We start from the raw sequence: 19,474 nt of genomic DNA, 5'->3' as shown, positions 1-19,474 counted from the left end.
TCGCCCGTCGCCAGAGCGAGTGTGCGGCTCAACCCTCCGTGCCGGTGGCGTCGTGGGCCGCGCCCACCGGCTTGCTCTCGGGCGAACCGCGTTGTCGCAGGTAGATGGCGAGGACGGCCATGGAACCGACTGCGAGGAACTCCGACTGCCAGTTCTGGAGGGTCCGGGCCCAGAAGTCGGAATGCGCGAGGTACGAGGTCCACGGGATCGGGTCGCGCAGCTGCCTCAGGCGCGTCTCGCTGTACGACGCCCAGCCGGCAATCGACTGAATCGTCCAGGACGCCAGGAAGATCGACCCCATGACGATGCCCAGTGACCACGAATAGAGGGCGGTCCGGAGACCACCGACACGTGCCGACCTCGGTGAGTCCGGATGAGCGTGAGCACCAACTCTCTGAGCCTCGTCCGACTCCTGCCCGGCCTTGTGCAGCTCCTTCGACTCCGGCGACCCTCGCTGCAACAACCACACCGTCAACACGACATAGAGCAAGAACTGGAGATACTCGCTCTGCCAGTTCTCCGTCACATCGACGGCGAAGTCGGCGGACGTCAGATAGCGACCGAGGGAGATCTGGTGGAGGCCGTCGGCGAACTGCTCGTCGTTGAACTGGTGCCAGCCTGCGAGGGACTGCCCCACCAGCGACAGCAGGAACAGCAGTCCGAAGACGAGGCTGAGGGAGTTCTCCTTCAGGAACCGGCGCACGTCACCACCTCACTGGTGCCGCACGGCGAGGACCAGTGTGCAGAGGAGGCCGATCGCGATGACGGAGAGATAGGCGATGTACATGGCGCGCATGCTCAGCCTCCGTGCAGGTGGCAGTCGTAGGGCTTCGGCCCGCGCGGCGTGCAACCGGCGGCCAGCACCCGCCAGCCGTCCCCGAAACGGGTGAGGAACAGCGTCTCCCCGTCGTACCGCAGCTGGGCCGTCGTACCGAAGATCTCCACGTCGTCCGGGTCGGCCGGGGTCGCGACGTGCTCCTCGGGGATCGCACTGGCACAGGGAGTCTGTGCGGAGTCCTCGAGCTCGGACCGTGTCTCCGGTGCCAACATCGCGCAGGCGCGATCCCACCTCTGGTCGTGGACCGCGTCCTGGAAGGCGCTGGCCGCGTTGCGTACGGCGTCCTCCTGGCCCGACCCGCAGCCGGTGAGGGTGATCGGGAGGAGAACCGCCAGCGCCACGAAGCACCGCCGCATGACGCCTCCTCACCGCGCTCTGGATGGTCACACCGACCGCTCGGTGGGTACCCAACAACCCGGTTCTCATGCACGAGCGGCACGGGAGGCCCGACCGGTCGCCTGACCGGCATGCATCAAACCCATGACCGGGCGTGACCGCGCATGCGGACGGGGATGATGGGTACGGCACAGAGATGCAGATCGCAATCCCCCTCATCATTGTGGTCATCGTGTTGATGGTGGCCGTGATTGGAGGACTCCGCGCACTGTCGAAGCGTGAACAGGCACGGCAGCAGGAGGTCAAGCACCTCCATGAGGGCCGGTCCCTCACCTATGAGGTGGTGCCCGGTCAGGACCCGGCCGACGTGATCGGTGCCCTCGAGGCTGACGGCTTCCACGCTGTGGAGCGCGGTTCACACGTGCTCATTGCCTGCCCCGGTGATGCCGAGCACTACCGTGCCCGGATTCGGTCGGTGATCAAGGACGTTCCGCTCGGCCGCGAGGGCGAGGAGGCGTCACGCAGGCGAGACGTCAGTTTCGTCGACGAGTACCGAGACCTCTGACGTGCCCGCTCGCTGCATTGCGGACGCGGCCGGCCTGCGCCTGCGTGACATGCCGTGCCCGCCCCACCAGCTGCTGGTCGTCCCCATCAGCCCTGTCGACGAGAGCGGTCGGGTCGGCCCGAGGCGCACCCCGAGGGCATCCGTTGTCTGACGGGCTCGGCGCACGGCCGCCGGCCAGGCACTGCCCGGGATGCAGAAGGGCGAAGGTGCCTCGTGATGCCTGCTCCGGCAGTAGGCTCGCACCATGCGTGACGAAGCCACTGCCGATCGAAGCGACACGGGTCCGTATTTCGCCGAACTCAGTCAGTTCTTGATGTCCGACCACGACGTCGCCGCCACGCTTGAGAGGATCTGCACACGGTCCTTGGAAGTCGTGCCGGCAGCGGCCTTCTGCGCAATCACCGTGCGCAGGCGCCGGGGTCGTCTCGAGACGCTGGCACACACCGACGACACTGCCCTCCGGTGCGACGAGCTTCAGTACGAGCTCGATGAGGGGCCCTGCATCGCCTCGGCGTTGGAGGACGCGCCCTTCCTGGTTCTCTCCACGAGCGATGACCAGCGGTGGCCACGCTGGGGGCCGAAGGTGGCCGACCTCGGCGTGCACTCGCTGATCAGCGTGCAGCTCTCCGCAGCCGCACTCGATCCCGACCGCGACCCGCTCGGCGCGATCAACCTCTACGCGAAGCAGGTGGACACCTTCACCCAGGAGGACCTGCAGCGCCTCATCGTGTACGGCGTACACGCGGGCAACGCCCTTGCCAACGCCCATCTGGTCACCACCTTGGGGGAGGCCGTCGAGCGCCGCCACGAGATCGGAGTGGCCCAGGGCATCATGCTGCAACGCTACGGTCTCGATCAGGACCAGGCCTTCGAAACCCTCCAGCGCTACTCCAGCCACGCAAACGTGAAGTTGCGCGACGTCGCCGCACTGGTGATCGAGCAGGGAGGTCTGCCGGCAAGTTATGACGACGTCGGCGGCGAAGCCTGACGTGGCCGCACCGCACGGCGATGGGCGGGCGCTCCACCACGAACCGGACCGGTTCGACGACACGTGGTCGTGACTGGTTCTCGCCTGGCTGGGTACCGCGATCGGACCCAGTGAAGCGAGAGGAAGTGGTCACACCATGGCGAAGCGCACACCTGGCCCCAGCGTCAAGGACCCGGAGCTGTACGAGGAACTGCGTGATGACGGCGCGAGCAAGGAGAAGTCGGCCAGGATCGCCAACCGGGCCGCCGGCAGTTCGCGGTCCACGGTTGGACGCAAGGGTGGGGAGTCCGGGTCGTACGACGACTGGAAGGTCGAGGATCTGCGTTCCCGGGCCAGGGAGATCGGCATCGAAGGCCGCTCCACGATGAACAAGAGTGAGCTGGTCAAGGCCCTGCGCGATCACTGACGGCGGCGAGCTACGTGGCCCCCAAGGGGCTGGTGCCCAGCTGTTCGAGGAGCGCTGCGGGGTCGAGGTAGATCGACCCCGCGCCTGCTTCGCGCAGGGACGTCTCGTCGATGCCGCCGCACAGAAGCCCGACCGCTGGGACTGCACAGGCCTGCGCGGCCCGGGCGTCCCAGACCGAGTCGCCGATCACGATTGCGTGCTCGGCTCGAACGGACCGCATCGCCAGCCGAATCAGGTCGGGAGCGGGCTTGCTGTGTTCGACCTCGGAGCCGCTGACCACGACGTCGAGAGCGCTCGCTGCGTCGACGACGGACAGCAGCGCCTCCGTCGTCTCCTGACTCCCCGAACTGGCCAGCACGAGCTGGTGTGACGATCCCAGACGTTCCAGGAGGTCTGATGCGCCCTTGGTCTCGTGGACCTGTGACAGCAGGTCTCGAAAGTGGTGGTCGTGGGCACGCCTCACCTCGTCACCGACGGCTCGCTCGACGGCGGTTCCCGCCACCTGGCTGACCAGGCGGTCGCCGCCCATTCCGATCGAGTGGTGGACGGCGGCACCGCTCACTCGGAGCCCGACGTCCCGGAATGCGGCTTGCCAGGCCAGCACGTGTTGGTAGACCGAGTCGACAAGGGTGCCATCGAGGTCGAACACGACGGTGTCGACGGGGGCGTGCTGCCCTCCTCGCATCTCGGCTCCTCTGGTTGGGCGGCTGTCTCCCGCTTCCGATACCCATTCCGGTGGGTCGCATGCGATGGGGAGCCGCGGGTACCGCGATGACTGGTCGCCCCCATCGAAAGGCGCGGAGAATGAGCAAGCGGGCAGCGTTCGTCGCAGCGGGCGCCGGGTATCTGGTCGGCTCCTGTGTCGGGCGTGCCCGGTTGCGCGGCCGATGTGATCGTCGAGCCGTGGCGCGCGCACATCCGCAGGACGTGGCAGCCCGGCAGAAGGTGGCCCGTCGGTCGCGACGAGCAGCCGACGAGGCCAGCGCGGCCACGACGGGACTGGGTCTCCGGCAGCCGTGAGACGAGGCGCGCATTTCGTGCCATCGCGTCTTCAGGAGGGGGTGGCAAGCCGCCGCGTCGTGCGCTAGGTTTTTCGGTGAAACGGTGTCTTTCACCGAAATCGACGGTGATGTCATCGGCTCCAATTCTCGCTGAAGTCAACGGCGAGGCCCACGCGATTCCCCTCCGGAGACCGCAATGGCCAGCTTCGACATCCAGAAGAATCCTCTTGACGATCTGCCCCGAGACCAGCGGCGCAAGCTCACCGCCAGTCTCCTGCAACGGGCAGCGCGAGCGAGCACACCCCAGGAACGCAGTCGCCTGCTCGACGAGGTGGTGCTGGCGAACATGTGCGTCGCCCGCAGCGTCGCGTCGCGGTACAAGTCGCGCGGTATCGCGATCGAGGACCTCGAGCAGGTTGCCAACGCGGCACTGGTGCGCGTCGTGCACAAGTTCGACGGTGAACACGAGAGCGATTTCCTCGCCTATGCCATCCCCAGCATCCGGGGCGAGATCCGCCGACACTTCCGTGACCAGGGGTGGGTGGTCCGGCCACCACGGCGGGTCCAGGAGCTCCAGTCCCACGTGTTCGAGGAGCGAGACCGTCTTCGCTGCGAAGGGAGGCGCACACCGAGTGCCGCGGAGATTGCCGACGCACTCGAGGTGACGGAGGAGGAGGTCTCCGAGGCACTGCGGGCCGAGGGGTGTTTCACCCCGGCTTCACTGGACGCACCGGTGGGGGACGAGACGGGCATCAGCCTGGGGGAGATGCTGCCTGATTCGCACGCAGACGATGCTGCAGCGGCCGAGGCTCGGGTCATGCTCCGCCCGGTGGTGCGCCGACTCTCTGCCCGCGACCGCAAGCTCCTCCGGTTGCGCTTCTTCGACGAGCTCACCCAACAGGAGATCGCCGATGAGTTCGGCGTCACGCAGACCCAGGTGTCACGCCTGCTGAGTCGCATCATTCGTGACCTGCGCGGCAGCCTCGTGGAGGGACAATGAGGGTGCAGCCGTGAGGAAGGGGCATGCCGGCACACGCGATGGTTACCGTGTGAGGCATGGAGCCGCCCGTTCTCGGTCTCAGGAGGTGCGATGCCCACCTCCGCCACTGACGTTCAGATTCCCGCTGGCCTGCCCGTACTGCCCGGCGTCGTACTGACGGGTTGCTACCTGCTGACCGACGTCGAACCGCTGAACCGGGGCGACACCATGGATGCCATCGTGTTGCCGCACCGTCGCGTGGCACTCATGGTTGCCGACGTCGTGGGTCACGGGATCGGCGCGGCCCTGGCAATCACCCAGGTGCGCGCGATCCTGAGGGACCGGCTCGTGGGTGGCGCAGGCCTGCGAGGCGCACTCGAGAGCGTCGACAAGTACGCCGAGCACCACCCGGAGACCTGCGCGACCACCATGTGTGTGGCGGTGCTCGATCTTGACCACGGTTCCGTGGAGTACGCCGTCGCCGGACACCTGCCACCCCTGCTGCTCACGCCCTTCGGGCCACCTCGCCTGTTGACCACTGGTCACAGTCGCCCCCTGGGCACAGGCGGTGAGATCCACACGCACTGGACCAAGGTGGAGCCGGACGACGTTCTCGTCCTCCACACCGACGGGATCGTGCGCACCCCCGCCCGATCACTGAGCGCCGCGAACGCTCAACTGAGGCACATCGCAGCAACGTCGCTGGACCGGACGACGAGGTCGGCGGCGTCGGCGGTCCGACGTGGCGAAGAGGTCTGCCAGGACATCCTCAGCCGTGGTTCCGGCGCGGTCGGAGACATTCGTGACGACATGGCACTGATCGTGGCCGCGCGGACGCCGGTCGTGGCGCCGTTCTCCCTTCGCATGCCGGCGCGGCCCGAGGCAGGCGCCGCGGTCAGAGCTGGACTGCGTGACTGGCTGGACGGAATCGGGGCCGGGCTGCTCGACCACATCGGCCTTGACCATGCGGTCGCGGAGCTGGTCTCCAACGTGGCCGAACACGCCTATCCCGACAACGCGGTCGATGCCGAACGGCCGTTGCGGGTCATTGCCGAGCTGGATGATCGTGGGTCGGTGAACGTCACGGTCTCCGATGCCGGGCACTGGCGTGAGAGCGACTCCGACGGGCGCGGGCTGATGATGGCGGCCGGAATGGCAGACACCATGGACGTCCGCCGTGGGGACCAAGGAACCGAGGTCGAGCTGCGGCTGCAGCTGGCGCGGCCCGTGCAACTGCTCCAGGCAAAGGATGCGGGGGAGGCCACCCACGTCGTTGACGACCGGGACGACGAGCTGCAAACAGTCGCCGAGCGCGGAAGGCTGACCGCCCGGGGGCCCGTGGACGGAATGACCGTCGAGGTCTTCCACGCTGCCCTGAACGAGGCCACCCGGGCAGGCACGGCGAGGGCGACGGTCGATCTGACCGGGGTGACCCATCTCGCGAGCCCCGGCGTGCAGTCGCTCTTCGAATTTCTCGCGCGCACCAAGCGTGCGGGGGTGGAACTGACGCTGGTGGCACCGCCCGACTCCCCGGCTGGCCAGATCCTCGATGTTGTCGGGCTGCCGAGCACGGCGTGAGTGCCGCCAAATTCTCGGACTCTTCGACGTATGAGCACAAGCGGTTCGGGTACAGACGTTTCGCGTCGATGCCGATCAGCACCTGCCGATCGGCTTCGACGTCCATCTCCACCCCCGGGTCATCTGCCGTGACACGTCGCCTGTGCGCGGTGACGTCCGACGGTCCTGACCCTCTGTGATGATCGCGGAGCCCTCCCGTACGCCGTGTGAGGGCTCCGCGATCCACGCCTTCGACCGGTGGGCCGGACGGAGGTCGGATCGCCAACTGGCTGACGACATGAACTCGCTGATTGTCCGCGTGAACTGCAGAACCGTGGGTACCGGGCGACCAACGCGGCTCGACAATCGGTCTGGGCGCAGAAACGTGGGAGGGTCACATGGCAGTCATCTTGTGGGTCATTGCCGTCATTCTGGTCGTGAGTGGGATCGTCTCCCTCTTCCGTGGGGAGCCGCTCTGGGGTGCCGTGCTGATCATTGTCGGGCTGCTCGTCGGCCCCGGCGGTGTCAGCGTGTTCACGTGATCGCGGATACTCCGCCGACAGTTCGCGGCGCCTCGGCGCCCTGTACCACCAGATGACGATGGCCCCGGGGAACCTCCCGGGGCCATCGGTGCATCGAAGTCAAGCAACTCGAACAGTTGCGACCTAGATGTCGTAATAGAGCTCGAACTCGTGCGGGTGCGGGCGCTGCTGCACGGGCGCGATCTCCTGGGTGCGCTTGTAGTCGACCCAGGTCTCGAGCAGGTCGGGAGTGAAGACGTTCCCGACGGTGAGGAAGTCCTGGTCTTCCTCGAGGGCGAGGAGCACGGCGTCCAGCGACGTCGGCACCTGCGCGATGTCGGCCATCTCGTCCGGCGGCAGCTCGTAGATGTCCTTGTCGATCGGGTCCGCGGGCTCGATCTTGTTCTTGATGCCGTCGAGGCCGGCCAGCAGCAGCGCCGAGAAGGCGAGGTACGGGTTGGCCGACGGGTCGGGGCAACGGAACTCGATGCGCTTGGCCTTCGGGTTCGAGCCGGTGATCGGGATGCGCACACAGGCCGACCGGTTGCGCTGCGAGTAGACCAGCGAGATCGGCGCCTCGAAGCCGGGCACCAGGCGGTGGTAGGAGTTCACCGTGGGGTTGGTGAAGGCCAGCAGCGCCGGGGCGTGCTTCAGGATGCCGCCGATGTAGTAGCGGGCCATGTCGGACAGGCCGCCGTAGCCGGTCTCGTCGTAGAACAGCGGCTCGCCGTTGTTCCAGATCGACTGGTGCACGTGCATGCCGGAGCCGTTGTCACCGAAGATCGGCTTCGGCATGAAGGTGGCGGTCTTGTCGTTGCGCCAGGCGACGTTCTTGATGATGTACTTGAACTTCATCACGTCGTCGGCGGCCTTGAGCAGCTCGTCGAACTTGTAGTTGATCTCGGCCTGTCCGGCGGTGCCGACCTCGTGGTGGGCGCGCTCGACCAGGAGTCCCGACTTCTCGAGCTCGATGACCATCTCGTCGCGGAGCTCACCGAAGTGGTCGTACGGCGCGACGGGGAAGTAGCCGCCCTTGTACTTGACCTTGTAGCCGCGGTTCGGGCTCTCCTCGGTGCCGATGGCACCGGAGTTCCAGGCACCCGCCTCGGAGTCGATGTGGTAGAAGCCCTCGTTGGCATTGGTCGCGAAGCGGACCTTGTCGAAGACGTAGAACTCGGCCTCGGGGGCGAAGAAGGCCTTGTCGCCGATGCCGGTGCTGGCCATGTAGGCCATCGCCTTGCGCGCGATGTTGCGGGGGTCGCGCGAGTAGGCCTCACCCGTGATCGGGTCGTGGATGAAGAAGTTCACGACGAGCGTCTTGGCGACCCGGAACGGGTCGAGGTAGGCCGTGGTCGGGTCCGGGTAGAGCTGCATGTCGGACTCGTGGATCGCCTGGAAGCCACGGATCGAGGAACCGTCGAATCCGAGGCCGTCGTCGAAGACCGACTGGTCGAAGGACGACACCGGCACCGTGAAGTGCTGCATCACACCGGGCAGGTCGCAGAAGCGTACGTCGACCATCTCGACGTGTTCGTCCTTGAGGTACTTCAGAAGCTCGTCGCTGTTCGCGAACATTCGTCCTCCTTGGCCGCAGCCCAGGGGACTGGTGCGACCGCAAGTTCGTGCGGATGGAGATTCCCGATGCGGCACTGCACCAGAAGTTGCCCGTCAACCTAGTCACGGGCAGTTTCTTGACCGTATCCGGTTTGTTTCGTGCATGTAACACCTGAGCGGTGAATGAGACCGATCCCACCGCGGGTAGGGTTCGCGCCGTGGAACAGACAGCATCGTGGGCCCAGCGCGTCCTCGCCCTCCTGGTGGACTGGCTTGCCTCGACCCTGGTCGTGATGCTGTTCATCGGGGTCGGCGGCTGGAGCGAGAACGGGTTCGCCAGCCTCTACACGATGGGCGTGTTCGTGCTCGAGAGCACGATTCTCACCGCCTTCGTCGGCGGCTCCTTCGGGAAGATCGCGTTGCGGCTGCGCGTCGTACGCCTCGACGGTCGGGGCCCGGTCGACCTGCTCCACGCCCTCCTGCGCAGCGCGCTGGTCGCCCTGGTCATCCCGCCGCTGGTCTTCCGGCCGGACGGGCGTGGTCTGCACGACATGCTCGCCGGCACCTGCACGGTCCTGCTGCGAGACGTCTCGGGCGGTCTTGGGAACCGCCGTTAGATTGGTGGCCATGCGCCCCCTTCACCGACGCTTGGCCACGGCTGCCGTCGTCCCCCTGCTGGTCCTGTCAGCGGCCGCCTGCGGCTCGAACGACGACGACAAGTCGAGCTCCTCCGACGACCAGTCGTCGCAGTCCGCGAGCGCCAGCAGCGAGAGCCAGGCGCAGGGCGGTACGAAGGCCGATGCCGCCCCTGTCGGCGAGGACGTCGACGCCAAGGAGTTCGCGCAGACGATCAAGGACGCGTTCACCAGCATCGACACCGCCAACGTCGAGATGCAGCTGACCAACGCCGGCATGGTGATGACCGCGGTCGGACAGGTCGACTACACCGGCAAGACCCCGAAGATGTCGATGGAGATGTCGGCGCCCGCCTTCGGTGACCAGTCGATCAAGGCCCGTGTCCTCGACGACGCGATGTTCATGGCGATGCCGATGCTCGGCGCCGGCACGTCCGACTCGTGGTTCAAGATCGACCTCAACGACCCGAAGAACCCGATGTCGGCCAGTCTCGGGGGCATGCAGTCCTTCGACCCCAAGTCCACCGTCGAGATGTTCGGCCAGGGCCTGGAGAAGGTCACCCTCGTCGGGGACGACTCGGTCGACGGCACGCACACCAAGCACTACGTGCTGACCACGAACACCGAGTCCTTCAAGGCCACCCTGGGCGACGAGGCCGCCAAGGTCCCCGACACGCTCACCTACGACGTGTGGCTCGACGACGAGGGCCGGATGGCCAAGATGACCGCCGAGCTCGACGAGCAGGGCTCGATGGAGATCACGATGTCCAAGTGGGGCGAGCCGGTGAAGATCGTGGCCCCGCCGGCGAACAAGGTGCAGCCCTACCCGACGTCGACGACCACGCCCTGACCGGCGTACGACGCACTCGCGGACGCCGCACCCTCGTTCGACGGGCGCGGGGCTGGCTCAGCGGCCGCGCAGGTTGCCGCGCTGGCCCTTCATGTTCGTCGGCACCGGGCCCTTGGGCAGCGGGATGTTCGAGCGGTTCGCGTCGAGTGCCTTGATCCGGTAGAGCAGGTCGGTCATCTCGGCGCCCTTGATGTTGCGGCCCAGCTTGGTGACGTGCTTGACCAGCTTGTTCAGCGGCACCTCGCCCTCACCGTTGCCACACACGACCTCGTGGATCGGGGTCTCGGAGGCGACCCGCTCGTGCTTGCGACGCTCGTTGATCAGCAGCTGCTTCACCCGAGCCGGCGAGCCCTCGCCGACCAGGACGATGCCGGGCGGGCCGATCACGCGGTGCACGACGTCCTGCTGCTTGGTGAACGCCACCGCCGGGTCGGTCTTCCACCCTCGACGCAGCATGCCCAGGGCCGCCGCGGCGGCGCCACGCTGGCCGTCCATCTGGGCGAACGCGGCTTTCTGCGCACGACGACCGAAGACGATCATCATGAAGAGGATGCCGAAGAGCAGCCCACCGATCACCGGGAACAGCCAGACGGGGCCGGGCAGGAAGTAGAAGAGGCCGAAGCCGACCGCGGCACCGAGGACGAAGGCACCGAGCATCCACAGCCCGATCTTCGTGTCGGACTTCTTCGCCATCTTGTACGTCTGCACGAGCTGCTGACGGCGACTCGTCTTCTCGGGAGCCTCAGGGGTCGACATGTGTTGGCCTTCTCGAAATCAGTCTGTTCGAAATCTGGTGCGGTGCGGGGTGGAGACTACGTCAGACGCGCTCGCGCTGCTCCATTGCCTGCTTGTAGAGACGGCCGGCCCGGTACGACGAACGCACGAGGGGCCCGGAGAGGACACCGGAGAAGCCGATGTCCTCGGCCTCTTCGGAGAGCTCGACGAACTCCTGGGGCTTGACCCACCGTTCGACGGGGTGGTGGCGCACGGAGGGGCGGAGGTACTGGGTGATGGTGATCAGCTCGCAACCGGCCTCGTGCAGGTCGGTCAGTGCCTGGGAGATCTCCTCGCGGGTCTCGCCCATGCCGAGGATGAGGTTGGACTTGGTGACCAGGCCGAACTCGCGGGCCGCGGTGATCACGCCGAGGGAGCGCTCATAGGTGAACGCGGGGCGGATCCGCTTGAAGATGCGCGGGACGGTCTCCACGTTGTGGGCCAGCACCTCGGGGCGCGACTCGAAGACCTCGGCCAGCAGGTCGGGCTTGCCGTTGAAGTCGGGGATCAGGTTCTCGACACCCGTGCCGGGGTTCAGCTCGTGGATCTTGCGGACCGTCTCCGCGTACAGCCAGGCACCGCCGTCGGGCAGGTCGTCGCGGGCGACGCCGGTGATGGTGGCGTAGCGCAGCTCCATCTTCTGCACCGACTCGGCGACGCGACGGGGCTCGTCGCGGTCGAGTGGGGCCGGCTTGCCGGTGTCGATCTGGCAGAAGTCGCAGCGGCGGGTGCACTGCTCGCCGCCGATGAGGAAGGTGGCCTCGCGGTCCTCCCAGCACTCGAAGATGTTGGGACAGCCGGCTTCCTGGCAGACCGTGTTCAGGCCCTCGGACTTCACGAGCTTCATCAGCTCGTTGTACTCGGGGCCCATCTTGGCCTTGGTCTTGATCCACTCCGGCTTGCGTTCGATCGGGGTTTCCGCATTACGAACTTCGAGGCGGAGAAGCTTGCGGCCGTTGGGAGCTGTGGGTGAGTTCGGGGCGGCGGGAGCTTGCGTCACGGCCGCCACTCTACGCCCGTGACGAAGGCCACCCCAATCCGCTCCGAACCCGTCGGTAGGCCGAGTCAGCGACCGGTTCGCAGCGTGGATCGGACGGCTCGACGGGCGATCGGACCGAGCCGGTCGAGGGTGCGGGCCAGGTCTTCGAGCTGGTCGAACGACGTGGTCGTCGGAGACCCGGGGGACAGGCCGACCTGTTCGAGCTGCTCGAGGCCGATGAACGTGCCGCAGACGAGCCGGGCCAGGGAGGCGGCGTCGATGACGGCTTCGAAGGGGGAGCCGGTCAGCACGCGTCCCAGTGCCGACTCCACCTGGTCGACCCGCAGCTGGAGGGCCGCGCCGGTGATCTCGGCCAGGCGCGGGTTGGCGTAGGAGCCGGCCAGCACCTGGGAGAGGACGTTGGTGTTTCCGGAAGCGCGCTCCTCTGCCTGCAGCTCACGGGCCAGGGCAACGAGGTCGGTGAAGGAGGAGACGGCGTCGAAGCGGTCGGCGAACGCGGCGACGCTGGCCGCCGTGGTGGCCAGGCAGGCCTCCCCGACCAGGTTGTCGACGGACTTGAAGTGGTAGAAGACCAGTGCCTGGTTGAGTCCGCCGGCGGCCGCGATCGTGCGGGCAGAGACCTTGGCGATGCCGACGGTGCGGATGGTCTGCATCGTCGCGTCGATCAGGCGCTGACGGGTCTCGACCTTCTCGGTGGCGGTGCCCGCCGGCTTCTCGGCTGGGTCAGTCACGGGCCACCTCGCGGAACGGCTTGACGGCGGCCGGTACGTCGCGGGTCTCGACGAAGTGGGCCGTGAAGGACCCGGTGTAGCCGAAGATCGGGCCGGCCCAGGGGCTGCGCACGTTGACGCTGATCAGGAACCGCTCGCGTTCCTCGTCGTACCTCTCGTGCACCTCGGCCACCCCACTCAGCCCCTGCGGCAGAGCGATGCCTGCGAGAGCGGTGTGGAAGCGCTGGGCGCCGCTGCGGATGGTGAGCCCGCCCCGGTCGTCGACGCCGAGGTCGAGGTCGACCGCCACGTGCTGGTGGGTGCCGAGGTAGTCGACCACCCTGCCGCGGGACTCGCTGTGGACCATGGTCGCGTCGAACCTGCGTCGACGACCCGGCGCAACGTCGAAGGTGCGGACGAAGGTCACGGTCTCGCGGCCGAACCCGTCGACGTACGCGTAGTTCTCGATCACGAACGGCACGTCGACGCCCGTCTCGGGGAACAGGATGTTGCGGCTCGTGCCCAGGCGCAGGAACGGGACGGTGTGCGGCCCGCCGCGCCAGACGGTGTCCATCGTGCCCCGGCCGACGCAGGCCACGCCGTCGGCGCTGGAGAAGCCGAAGCGACGCTGGAGCTGCGGGTGCAGGTCGTGGAACCGGTCGCCGAGAGCGTGCTGGAAGATCGAGGTCATGCCGGGGCCAGCCTTTCGAGGGACGTCGGGGCGGTGGCGGCGAGGCGGTCCGGCGGGCGTCGCAGGCACCGGCGAGCGGATGGGACTCCGGGCAGGGTCGGCAGCAGGGTCACGGTGATCGCGGTCGCGACCCCCGCCGCCGGGTGGACGACGAACGCGCCGGCCACCGCGATGATCCGCAGGAGGAGTTCGCCGACGGCGCGGCGTCGGGCTCGTTCCGGCGTGATGCCGGACTCGACCCAGAGGCGCAGTCGGTCGAAGGACCAGGCGGTCGCCCAGCCCATCATCGGACCGAAGGCCACGTCGAGGAGTCGGTGGCGTGGCCGGTAGTGGTAGCCGGTGAGGAACCGCAGACCGCCGCCCTCGACGGGGACGTAGCGCCAGTAGCCGGCACCCTCGTCGATCACCGACAGCGGATGGGTCGAGGAGAAGCGCAGGGACGAGGTGGCGCCGCCGTCGGCATGGGTGCGCTCGGCTGTCGAGATGCCGACGCCGTCGATGCCTGCGGTCGCGTAGCGGAAGCGCTGCGGCGCGTCGGCAGACGCACGGGGCAGGTAGGTGATCCGTTGGAACCGGAGGTCCCAACGCTGGTGGTGCGCCGGCTCCTGCGTGTGCTGCCAGACCTGGTCGAACGAACCCCGCACCAGGATCTCGACATAGATCGTGCGCATCTCCACCTCCAGTTTGAGCGACTGCTCAAAATGAGGTTACACCGCATTGAGCAGTCGCTCAAACTCCTGGTGAGGGCGTTGGCCAGCGTGGCCGAGCCCAGACAGGAGGCGGGACTCAGGGCACGTCGCGGGTGCGGAACGAGACGATCGACAACGCCGAGAGCACGGCCAGGACGACCGCGAAGTAGACCACACCCTGGGTCAGGGAGATGTGCAGCATCACATCGCTGCAGTCGCCCTCGCACATGTACTCGCCCCGGGGGTAGTACTCGTAGCCGTTCAGCAGGATCGCGGTCGCGTTGGAGTGGAACATCCAGCGCTCGGGGTCGTCGAACGGGAGCACCGACATCAGCATCGTCCCGCCGACGGCACCGGCAAGAAGCAGGCCCAGGCTGGCGACGGTGCTGCGGAACAGCATGGTGACCGCGAAGCCACCCAACGCGGCGACACCGGCGAAGATCGTCGCGCGCAGCGTCTGGCCACCGATCTCGTCTCCGAACCCAGTCAGTGGCACGTCCCGGATCGCCGCGAGGCCGGCGTACAACGCCCAGAACAGTGCCAGGCCGGCCACGGCCAGGGTGATGCCGCCGATCACCGAGGCGGCGGCCTTGGCCAGCCACATGCGTGTGCGACGCGACTCGAAGAGAAGTTGGTTGCTCATCGAGCCCGAGGCCCAGTCGGCCCCGGCGAACGTCGTGCCCAGAATCAGCGCCAGCAGGCCGACGAAGACGGCGATGGCCAGGCCCGGCCCCTCGAGGGCGTACGACGCGGTCAGCTGATCGCGGTAGAGGTAGTTGGAGACGTCGTCCTCGAAGATGGTGTTCTGGCGACACAGCGTGTCGAGGTCCGGGTCCTCGGCATCGATGCCGTAGTCACCGGGGTGCTCCACACAGTTGCGGAGATCCTCCTGCGCGTACTGCTGGCTCATCTCCATCTGCTCCCGCGCATCGGCGAGGTCGCCCTCGCCGATCGGTCGGGTGTTCCAGGCGGTGGAGGCGATGAAGACGATCGGCAGCACCACGGCCGCCAGCAGGATGAGGAGGGCGGCCCGGCGCCAGCGCAGGCGGGTCAGCTCGATCTTGACCAGGTTCATGCCGGGGCCCCGCCCTCGTCGTACGTCGTGTCGGGCTCGGTGAGCCGGGTCGCGGTGTCGTCGAGGCTGGTGCCCTCGGTGAGCTGCAGGAAGACCGACTCGAGGTCGGCGCGCTCGGCGACCAGCTCGGTGAGATAGATGCCGGCGGCGGCCAGGACGCGGGTGACCGACTCGGGGGCGTCGGTCTCGACGACGAGACGGCCGTCGGCCACCCGCGAGGTCAGACCGGCGGCCGTGAGGGCTCCACACGCGGACACCGGATCGGGAACCCCGACGCGCCAGGTGGTCCCGGCGCCGATCAGGTCGTCGACCCTGCCGCTGGCCAGCATCCGGCCACGACCGATGATCGTGGCCGAGTCGCAGACCTGTTGCACCTCGGCCAGGATGTGCGAGCTGAGCAGCACGGTCACACCGCGGCCGCCGAGCTCACGGATCGTCTCGCGGATCTCCCGGATGCCCGAGGGATCCAGGCCGTTCGTGGGTTCGTCGAGGATCAGCAGGTCGGGATCCTTGAGCAGGGTCGCCGCGATCGCGAGCCGCTGCTTCATTCCCAGGGAGTAGGCGCGGAACCGGTCCCGGTCCCGCCCACCGAGCGAGACCGTCTCCAGCACCTCGTCCACGCGAGTGGCTGGTACCCCGATGGTGCCGGCCAGGAGCTGCAGGTTCTGCCGGCCGGAGAAGTTCGGTGCGAACTTCGGCGACTCGACGACCGCGCCGATGCGGGGGAGCACCTCGGGCAGGTGGTGGGGCACGTCGCGACCGAACAGGCGCATGCGACCGCGCGTCGGTGCGGCCAGGCCGAGCAGCATCCGGATCGTGGTCGTCTTGCCGGAGCCGTTGGGCCCGAGGAAGCCGTGGACGCCACCAGCGGGAACCGCCAGGTTCAGGTCCCGGACCGCATAGCCGGTGCCGCGCCTGGTGCGGAACACCTTGTGGAGACCCTCGGTCTCGATCACCATCTCGCTCACGCGATTCCCCCTCGTCCGGTTCGGGGAATCCTGACAGGCTGTCTCGCGTGCGGCGCGTCGCCGCGCCGTCGACGGACTCGTCGGTCGAGCCGGGAGCGCCGGGAGCGCCAGGGAGGGTGTCGAGACCCGTCAGGTGCTGGGCTTGATCAGCTTCAGTCGGGGAGGCTCGGGTCGCGGCTCGTAGTCGGGGGTCGGCGTGTAGTCGTTCCACGCGAGCAGGTCGGCGACGTGCTTCTCGACGCTGGGGATCACGTCGGCGACGGTGACGTCGCGGCCGAGCTCACGGCTCAACGAGGTGACCCCGGCGTCGGCGATGCCGCACGGCACGAACCGGTCGTACCAGGCAAGGTCGACGTCGCAGTTCAGCGAGAAGCCGTGCATCGTCACCCGACGCGAGACGCGCAGCCCGATCGCCGCGATCTTTCGCTCGGGGCCCTTCTCGTCGGCCTGCAGCCAGACACCACTGCGCCCGGGGATGCGGGCCGTGGCCACGTCGAAGTCCGCGCACACCGCGATCAGCGCTTCCTCGACCCGGCGCACGTAGTCGACGACCTTGACCCGCTCGGGGAGCTTCACGATCGGATAGCCGACCAGCTGCCCGGGCCCGTGGAAGGTGATCTTGCCGCCGCGGTTCACGTCGATCACGGGCGCGCCGCCGGGGTCCAGGGGCCGCTCGTGCGGATCGGTGCGGGTGCCAGCGGTGAAGACCGGTGGGTGTTCGAGCAGCAGCACGGTGTCGTTGCCGCCGTCGGCGACGACGGCATGCACCTCGCCCTGCATCTGCCAGGCATCGCGGTAGTCGATGGCGTTGTCGCCCAGACCTGCTTCACGGAACTCGAGTGGCACGGCCTCGACCCTACTCCTGGCCCGGCGAGCGGTCGCCTGTGGATGAGCGGATGCGCCGACCCCGGATCCGGGCAAGGCTGGTCGGGTGAACATGCGTGGGTTGGTGCTCGGTCTGGTCGTGGCGGTGTTCCTCGCCGCGGCTGCCGGTGGCGTGCTCGCGCTGTCGGGGGTGATCCGGGGTGCACCGTCGGAGGTCTCGCCCTCGGCCTCCGCACGGATGAGCGAGGCGGCGAAGACCGGAGCACGGGCGGCTCGTCGCGAGGCTCAGGTTCGCGTCTCGGCACGACGCGTCCTGGCCGCCTGGGACGCCGCCCGAGCGTCGGCGTACTCCTCCGGTGACGCCCGGGCGCTGGGTGCGCTCTACGCCCCGGGCTCGGGCACCGGCGCTGCCGACGTCCGCCTGCTCCGTGCGTACGACGACCGCGGGCTGCACGTCGAGGGCATGCGCATGCAGGTGCTGGCCTTCGCGGTGCGGAGCACCGGGCCCGACCGACTGGTGCTGAGTGTCACCGACCGGCTGGTCGGAGCGGTGGCCGTCGGGCGCGGGCGACGGATGGTGCTGCCCGCCGACCGTGCCGATCGTCGACGGGTGACCTTCGTCCGCCACAGAGGTTCGTGGCTGGTCGACGAGGTCCGGTGAGCAGCCTTCGGTGATGCAGCGCCGACGAGCCCGCCGGTCGAGATCACTCTGCCGCGACCACGGGGAAGGGCCGGCCTCAGTGGTGCAGCCCCGAGGCGAGCACGTCGCGGACGTCGTTGTCGGCGAACTCGAACCCCTCCGCGAGCAGGGCCGCGGGTTCGGCGTGCACCGAGCCGAGCAGCTCCGGGGACATCCGGCCGGCGGCCTTGTCGAGAACGAAGGCCGGGACGGCGACGAAGGCGCGACTTCCCAGCGCCTTGGCCAGGGCCTGCGTGAAGTCCGCGTTCGTCGGGCTCACCGGGCAGCACAGGTTGTGCGGGCCTGATGCGTCGGGGCTCTCGGTGAGGTGCACCACGGCGCCGAGCCAGTCACGCAGCGAGATCATCGGGAAGAACTGGTTGCCCGGGCCGAGCCGGGCGCCGAGGCCCAGCTTGAACGGCAGTCGCATCTGCTTGAGCGGGGCACTGCGGGCGTCCATGACCGGAGCGGTGCGCAGGATGCAGACCCGTGCGCCGGCCGCGACCGCGGGAGAGGTGGCCTCCTCCCAGAGCTGGGTCACGCCGGTCAGGAACGCCTCGCCCACGGGCTCGGTGTCCTCGGTGACCACGCAGTCGCCGTGGTCGCCGTAGAACGAGATGCCGTTGCCCGCGAGGAAGGCGGTCGGCCGACCCTCGCCCTGGCTGCGGGCCACCGCGTCGGCCAGCACCCGGGTCGTGGTCACCCGGCTGCGCACCAGGTCATCGGCCCACTTCTTGGAGTGCGGGTTGCCGAGCAGAGGAGACCCGGCCAGGTTGATCACGACATCTGCCGCGTCGAGGACGGACTGGTCGAGCCGGCCGGCGTACGGGTCCCACTGTGACTCGTCGCCGGTCCGTGCCGGGTGCCGGACCAGGCGGGTCACGCTGTGCCCGCGGTCCCGGAGTCGCTGGGTGAGATGGCTGCCCAGGAATCCTGAGGCTCCGGCGATGACGACGTCCATGGCCCCAGCCTGTCACGCGGATCCACGTTGAGACAGGAGGAGTCCGTGGCGAAATGCGCTGGGCCGGCACGAGTTGAATCCAACTCGTGCCGGCCCGGTCGTGCGGCGGCGGATCAGACCTCGAAGGCGCCCGACTCCACGCGCTGCTTCACGTCCTGCAGGAAGCGGGCGGCGTCGGCGCCGTCCACGATGCGGTGGTCGTAGGTCAGCGACAGGTAGCACATGTGGCGCACGGCGATGGTCTCGCCGAGGTTCGGGTCATCGATGACCACCGGACGCTTCACCACGGTGCCGGTGCCGAGGATCGCGACCTGCGGCTGGTTGATGATCGGTGTGTCGAACAGGGCGCCCACGCTGCCGGTGTTGGTCAGCGTGAACGTGCCACCCGACAGCTCGTCGGGCTTGATCTTGTTGTTGCGCGTGCGGTCGGCCACGTCCGCGATCTTGCGCGCCAACCCGGCAAGGCTGAGGTCGCCGGCGTTGTGGATCACCGGGCTGAGCAGACCCCGCTCGGTGTCCACCGCGAAGGCCAGGTGCTCGGCGTCGTAGTAGGTGACCTCGGCCTTCTCGGAGTCCAGTGACGCGTTCAGGGCGGGGTGCGCCTTGAGTGCGTCGATGGTCGCCTTGGCGAAGAACGGGAAGAACGACAGCTTCACGCCTTCGCGAGCGAGGAAGTCCGCCTTCACCTCGTCGCGCTTGCGGGCCACATTGGTGACGTCGACCTCGACCACCTGGGTCAACTGCGCCGAGATCTGCAGCGACTCCACCATGCGCTTGGCGATCACCTTGCGCAGTCGGCTCAGCGGCTCGGTCTTGCCGCGCAGCGGCGACGGCGTGGACGCAGCCGGAGCCGAGGTCGGCGCAGCCGCAGC

General features: G+C 68.2%; 24 protein-coding genes. 10 read left to right on the top strand and 14 right to left on the bottom strand.

The window, feature by feature from the left end; translation table 11 throughout:
* Positions 1–28: 28 nt before the first annotated feature.
* The gene (locus NJ4_RS19105; RefSeq protein ID WP_067438890.1) at positions 29–703 is read right to left on the bottom strand and encodes a DUF6766 family protein; all 675 of its coding nucleotides are present in this window, start codon (positions 701–703) and stop codon (positions 29–31) included.
* A 95-nt stretch (positions 704–798) separates the two neighbouring features.
* The gene (locus NJ4_RS19100) at positions 799–1,194 is read right to left on the bottom strand and encodes a hypothetical protein (protein ID WP_067438888.1); all 396 of its coding nucleotides are present in this window, start codon (positions 1,192–1,194) and stop codon (positions 799–801) included.
* Positions 1,195–1,370: 176 nt separating this feature from the next.
* Between NJ4_RS19100 and NJ4_RS19095 the strand changes: the two genes are divergently transcribed.
* The 3 genes from NJ4_RS19095 (at position 1,371) to NJ4_RS19085 (ending at position 3,133) form a co-directional block, all read left to right on the top strand.
* On the top strand, positions 1,371–1,739 hold the full coding sequence (locus tag NJ4_RS19095; protein WP_067438887.1) for a hypothetical protein: 369 nt from the start codon (positions 1,371–1,373) through the stop codon (positions 1,737–1,739).
* 244 nt (positions 1,740–1,983) lie between these two features.
* A complete protein-coding gene (locus tag NJ4_RS19090) occupies positions 1,984–2,727 on the top strand; it encodes a GAF and ANTAR domain-containing protein (RefSeq protein WP_067438885.1) in 744 nt (247 codons plus the stop codon).
* Positions 2,728–2,863: 136 nt separating this feature from the next.
* On the top strand, positions 2,864–3,133 hold the full coding sequence (locus NJ4_RS19085; protein WP_067438883.1) for a DUF7218 family protein: 270 nt from the start codon (positions 2,864–2,866) through the stop codon (positions 3,131–3,133).
* Positions 3,134–3,143: 10 nt separating this feature from the next.
* Here the strand turns inward: NJ4_RS19085 and NJ4_RS19080 are convergent, their stop codons facing one another.
* Positions 3,144–3,818, bottom strand: coding sequence for an HAD family hydrolase (locus NJ4_RS19080; RefSeq protein WP_067438881.1), 675 nt, complete (start codon positions 3,816–3,818; stop codon positions 3,144–3,146).
* 119 nt (positions 3,819–3,937) lie between these two features.
* Between NJ4_RS19080 and NJ4_RS25745 the strand changes: the two genes are divergently transcribed.
* The 4 genes from NJ4_RS25745 (at position 3,938) to NJ4_RS26040 (ending at position 7,212) form a co-directional block, all read left to right on the top strand.
* The gene (locus NJ4_RS25745) at positions 3,938–4,153 is read left to right on the top strand and encodes a hypothetical protein (protein ID WP_157551227.1); all 216 of its coding nucleotides are present in this window, start codon (positions 3,938–3,940) and stop codon (positions 4,151–4,153) included.
* 177 nt (positions 4,154–4,330) lie between these two features.
* Positions 4,331–5,134, top strand: coding sequence for a sigma-70 family RNA polymerase sigma factor (locus tag NJ4_RS19075; RefSeq protein WP_067438878.1), 804 nt, complete (start codon positions 4,331–4,333; stop codon positions 5,132–5,134).
* 90 nt (positions 5,135–5,224) lie between these two features.
* The gene (locus tag NJ4_RS19070; protein WP_067438875.1) at positions 5,225–6,691 is read left to right on the top strand and encodes a SpoIIE family protein phosphatase; all 1,467 of its coding nucleotides are present in this window, start codon (positions 5,225–5,227) and stop codon (positions 6,689–6,691) included.
* A 377-nt stretch (positions 6,692–7,068) separates the two neighbouring features.
* Positions 7,069–7,212, top strand: a complete 144-nt coding sequence (locus NJ4_RS26040; protein ID WP_169799295.1) for a GPGG-motif small membrane protein — start codon at positions 7,069–7,071, stop codon at positions 7,210–7,212.
* Positions 7,213–7,335: 123 nt separating this feature from the next.
* Here NJ4_RS26040 and glnA read toward each other — a convergent pair whose 3' ends face one another.
* Positions 7,336–8,766, bottom strand: coding sequence for a type I glutamate--ammonia ligase (gene glnA / locus NJ4_RS19065; protein WP_067438873.1), 1,431 nt, complete (start codon positions 8,764–8,766; stop codon positions 7,336–7,338).
* Between the two features lie 197 nt (positions 8,767–8,963).
* Between glnA and NJ4_RS19060 the strand changes: the two genes are divergently transcribed.
* Together NJ4_RS19060 and NJ4_RS19055 are read left to right on the top strand one after the other, a co-directional pair.
* A complete protein-coding gene (locus NJ4_RS19060) occupies positions 8,964–9,362 on the top strand; it encodes an RDD family protein (protein WP_067438872.1) in 399 nt (132 codons plus the stop codon).
* 10 nt (positions 9,363–9,372) lie between these two features.
* Positions 9,373–10,230: an LppX_LprAFG lipoprotein gene (locus NJ4_RS19055; RefSeq protein WP_157551226.1), complete on the top strand. Its 858-nt coding sequence runs from the start codon at positions 9,373–9,375 to the stop codon at positions 10,228–10,230.
* Positions 10,231–10,287: 57 nt separating this feature from the next.
* Here NJ4_RS19055 and NJ4_RS19050 read toward each other — a convergent pair whose 3' ends face one another.
* The 8 genes from NJ4_RS19050 to lipB form a co-directional block, all read right to left on the bottom strand.
* Positions 10,288–10,986 carry a DUF4191 domain-containing protein gene (locus NJ4_RS19050; RefSeq protein ID WP_067438863.1) on the bottom strand — a complete coding sequence of 233 codons (699 nt, stop codon included), beginning with the start codon at positions 10,984–10,986 and terminating at the stop codon, positions 10,288–10,290.
* A 61-nt stretch (positions 10,987–11,047) separates the two neighbouring features.
* Positions 11,048–12,004 carry a lipoyl synthase gene (lipA, locus tag NJ4_RS19045; protein WP_067438966.1) on the bottom strand — a complete coding sequence of 319 codons (957 nt, stop codon included), beginning with the start codon at positions 12,002–12,004 and terminating at the stop codon, positions 11,048–11,050.
* A gap of 65 nt (positions 12,005–12,069) precedes the next feature.
* Positions 12,070–12,735: a TetR/AcrR family transcriptional regulator gene (locus NJ4_RS19040; protein ID WP_217996918.1), complete on the bottom strand. Its 666-nt coding sequence runs from the start codon at positions 12,733–12,735 to the stop codon at positions 12,070–12,072.
* Positions 12,728–13,405 (bottom strand): DUF4166 domain-containing protein, encoded by a 678-nt coding sequence (locus NJ4_RS19035; RefSeq protein WP_067438859.1) that lies wholly within the window; start codon positions 13,403–13,405, stop codon positions 12,728–12,730. The genes NJ4_RS19040 and NJ4_RS19035 overlap by 8 nt, the downstream gene beginning before the upstream one ends.
* Positions 13,402–14,076 (bottom strand): hypothetical protein, encoded by a 675-nt coding sequence (locus NJ4_RS19030; protein WP_067438856.1) that lies wholly within the window; start codon positions 14,074–14,076, stop codon positions 13,402–13,404. Before NJ4_RS19030 ends, NJ4_RS19035 begins: the two co-directional genes overlap by 4 nt.
* Before the next feature lie 115 nt (positions 14,077–14,191).
* On the bottom strand, positions 14,192–15,169 hold the full coding sequence (locus tag NJ4_RS19025; protein ID WP_067438853.1) for an ABC transporter permease subunit: 978 nt from the start codon (positions 15,167–15,169) through the stop codon (positions 14,192–14,194).
* Positions 15,166–16,128: an ABC transporter ATP-binding protein gene (locus NJ4_RS19020; protein WP_082748885.1), complete on the bottom strand. Its 963-nt coding sequence runs from the start codon at positions 16,126–16,128 to the stop codon at positions 15,166–15,168. Before NJ4_RS19020 ends, NJ4_RS19025 begins: the two co-directional genes overlap by 4 nt.
* A gap of 138 nt (positions 16,129–16,266) precedes the next feature.
* On the bottom strand, positions 16,267–17,076 hold the full coding sequence (gene lipB / locus NJ4_RS19015; protein ID WP_082748880.1) for a lipoyl(octanoyl) transferase LipB: 810 nt from the start codon (positions 17,074–17,076) through the stop codon (positions 16,267–16,269).
* Between lipB and NJ4_RS19010 the strand changes: the two genes are divergently transcribed.
* Positions 17,069–17,623, top strand: coding sequence for a hypothetical protein (locus NJ4_RS19010; protein WP_157551225.1), 555 nt, complete (start codon positions 17,069–17,071; stop codon positions 17,621–17,623). The genes lipB and NJ4_RS19010 overlap by 8 nt on opposite strands.
* 76 nt (positions 17,624–17,699) lie before the next feature.
* On the opposite strand, the gene NJ4_RS19005 is transcribed toward NJ4_RS19010, so the two are convergent.
* Together NJ4_RS19005 and NJ4_RS19000 are read right to left on the bottom strand one after the other, a co-directional pair.
* Positions 17,700–18,602, bottom strand: a complete 903-nt coding sequence (locus NJ4_RS19005; protein ID WP_067438842.1) for a TIGR01777 family oxidoreductase — start codon at positions 18,600–18,602, stop codon at positions 17,700–17,702.
* A gap of 113 nt (positions 18,603–18,715) precedes the next feature.
* Positions 18,716–19,474 (bottom strand): 2-oxo acid dehydrogenase subunit E2 (locus NJ4_RS19000; protein ID WP_174524616.1); only part of this gene is annotated, 759 nt, incomplete at its 5' end.

The organism is Nocardioides jensenii JCM 1364 = NBRC 14755, assembly GCF_001552535.1.
In the GTDB taxonomy this organism is placed as follows: domain Bacteria; phylum Actinomycetota; class Actinomycetes; order Propionibacteriales; family Nocardioidaceae; genus Nocardioides; species Nocardioides jensenii.
This window is presented reverse-complemented; position numbering and strand designations above follow the sequence as displayed.

Bases quoted from the DNA above. Each gene is read 5' to 3' on its own strand.
- NJ4_RS19050 (WP_067438863.1), bottom strand. From the start codon at position 10,986: ATGTCGACCCCTGAGGCTCCCGAGAAGACGAGTCGCCGTCAGCAGCTC.
- NJ4_RS19075 (WP_067438878.1), top strand. From the start codon at position 4,331: ATGGCCAGCTTCGACATCCAGAAGAATCCTCTTGACGATCTGCCCCGA.
- NJ4_RS25745 (WP_157551227.1), top strand. From the start codon at position 3,938: ATGAGCAAGCGGGCAGCGTTCGTCGCAGCGGGCGCCGGGTATCTGGTC.
- NJ4_RS19100 (WP_067438888.1), bottom strand. From the start codon at position 1,194: ATGCGGCGGTGCTTCGTGGCGCTGGCGGTTCTCCTCCCGATCACCCTC.
- NJ4_RS19025 (WP_067438853.1), bottom strand. From the start codon at position 15,169: ATGAACCTGGTCAAGATCGAGCTGACCCGCCTGCGCTGGCGCCGGGCC.
- NJ4_RS19055 (WP_157551226.1), top strand. From the start codon at position 9,373: ATGCGCCCCCTTCACCGACGCTTGGCCACGGCTGCCGTCGTCCCCCTG.
- NJ4_RS26040 (WP_169799295.1), top strand. From the start codon at position 7,069: ATGGCAGTCATCTTGTGGGTCATTGCCGTCATTCTGGTCGTGAGTGGG.
- NJ4_RS19095 (WP_067438887.1), top strand. From the start codon at position 1,371: ATGCAGATCGCAATCCCCCTCATCATTGTGGTCATCGTGTTGATGGTG.
- NJ4_RS19035 (WP_067438859.1), bottom strand. From the start codon at position 13,405: ATGACCTCGATCTTCCAGCACGCTCTCGGCGACCGGTTCCACGACCTG.
- NJ4_RS19080 (WP_067438881.1), bottom strand. From the start codon at position 3,818: ATGCGAGGAGGGCAGCACGCCCCCGTCGACACCGTCGTGTTCGACCTC.
- glnA (WP_067438873.1), bottom strand. From the start codon at position 8,766: ATGTTCGCGAACAGCGACGAGCTTCTGAAGTACCTCAAGGACGAACAC.
- NJ4_RS19070 (WP_067438875.1), top strand. From the start codon at position 5,225: ATGCCCACCTCCGCCACTGACGTTCAGATTCCCGCTGGCCTGCCCGTA.
- NJ4_RS19090 (WP_067438885.1), top strand. From the start codon at position 1,984: ATGCGTGACGAAGCCACTGCCGATCGAAGCGACACGGGTCCGTATTTC.
- NJ4_RS19030 (WP_067438856.1), bottom strand. From the start codon at position 14,076: ATGCGCACGATCTATGTCGAGATCCTGGTGCGGGGTTCGTTCGACCAG.
- NJ4_RS19085 (WP_067438883.1), top strand. From the start codon at position 2,864: ATGGCGAAGCGCACACCTGGCCCCAGCGTCAAGGACCCGGAGCTGTAC.
- NJ4_RS19020 (WP_082748885.1), bottom strand. From the start codon at position 16,128: ATGGTGATCGAGACCGAGGGTCTCCACAAGGTGTTCCGCACCAGGCGC.
- NJ4_RS19005 (WP_067438842.1), bottom strand. From the start codon at position 18,602: ATGGACGTCGTCATCGCCGGAGCCTCAGGATTCCTGGGCAGCCATCTC.
- lipB (WP_082748880.1), bottom strand. From the start codon at position 17,076: ATGTTCACCCGACCAGCCTTGCCCGGATCCGGGGTCGGCGCATCCGCT.